General features: G+C 42.3%; 2 protein-coding genes. Both read left to right on the plus strand.

Features of this window, described 5'->3' with window-relative positions:
- Positions 1–378, plus strand: a 378-nt coding sequence (locus tag LD39_RS23205; RefSeq protein ID WP_035550508.1) for a hypothetical protein, incomplete at its 5' end; no start/stop codon positions are given.
- Positions 379–556: 178 nt separating this feature from the next.
- Complete coding sequence (locus LD39_RS17205; protein ID WP_035550513.1) at positions 557–1,348, plus strand: SDR family oxidoreductase; 792 nt, start codon at positions 557–559, stop codon at positions 1,346–1,348.
- Positions 1,349–1,443: the final 95 nt, after the last annotated feature.

The following is a 1,443-nucleotide window of genomic DNA, read 5'->3' on the forward strand; positions in this document are numbered from 1 at the left end:
CATGCTGTACAGGATGGTATGGAAGGGCGGATCGCAATCGAGCCTTTAAGCCGTATGAATGCTATTTTACCGGTTGATTATGATATTACTGTCATGGAGGAAGGTCTTCCCCTGGTGAAAGAGTCTCTCGATAAAGACGCAGCTAAAAAAGTTATCTACTGGGAACTTTTCGCTAAGGAAAAAAGGAGAGAAAAAATTGATGTGAAGATCAAAGATCAGTGGCTTCTCTACATCCCGTATTGGATTGGATATACAAAGGACCCCAGCCATGCTTATGATATCATAGCGGTTGATGCCCTTAACGGGAAGGTGGATCTACCCATGAAGGATACAGTACTTTCTTATTTGTGTGAAGAGAATAAACATGAATTAGGATAGGTTATTTTAAGGAGACAGCTCGGATAGAGTTGTCTCCTTCATTTTGGAAACAAATCCAGGTAGGCTTTGTTATTTTAGGATCCTTTGTGTACGGAGCGCTAATCTTGGGTAATGTTTGATAAAACATCTCCATCAAAACTCATTCCTCCCGAATATAAAAAAGAAAGGAAGTATGCAAGTGGATCTTCAATTAAAAAATAAATCCGTGATTGTACTCGCCTCGAGTAAAGGCCTTGGAAAAGCGATCAGCTCCGAATTTGCTAAAGAAGGAGCGAAAGTGCTGATTTCAAGCCGGAACGAAGAGGAGCTTGAAAAGGCGAAGACTGAAATTCAAGAATTGAGCGGCAACAAATATGTAGAGTATCAAGTATGTGATGTCACTCGAAAAGATGACATTGTACAGCTTGTACAAAAAGCGATTGAACTTCATGGAACGGTTGATGTGTTGATCAACAATGCCGGTGGCCCGAAAGCAGGAACATTTGATGATTTGTCTGACGAAGATTGGATGCAGGCGTTTGAACTGAATCTATTAAGCTTTACGAGAGCCATTCGGGAAGTACTTCCTTCAATGAGAGCCAAACAGAGCGGTAGGATTCTGAATATCGCTTCGTCTTCCATTAAGCAATCGTTGGATAATCTTATTTTATCGAACACGTTCCGCGCAGGGATCGTCGGTCTTTCGAAGAGTCTATCTCAGGAGCTCGCCAGTGATAATATTCTTATCAACACAGTCGGACCAGGACGCATCGCCACAGACCGTGTAGCTAGTCTGGATGAAAAGCGAGCAGCCCAGCTAGGTCTGACTTTAGAGGAAATGAAGGAGCAGGCGGAACAGTCGATTCCACTCGGAAGGTATGGGGAGCCTGAAGAATTTGCGAAAGCCATTGTTTTCCTTGCTTCTGGTGCCAATACGTATTTGACAGGGCAAGCGATTGTTGTTGATGGCGGATTAGTGAAAGCGCTTTAGGTTTTGTCTCGTTTTTATCAGCGAAATTATTGATTTATCGGCGAAAGACGATTTATATCAGCGAAAAGCTAAATTTATCAGCGAATTCAAAAATC

This window comes from Halobacillus sp. BBL2006 (assembly GCF_000786645.1).
Lineage (GTDB): Bacteria > Bacillota > Bacilli > Bacillales > Halobacillaceae > Halobacillus.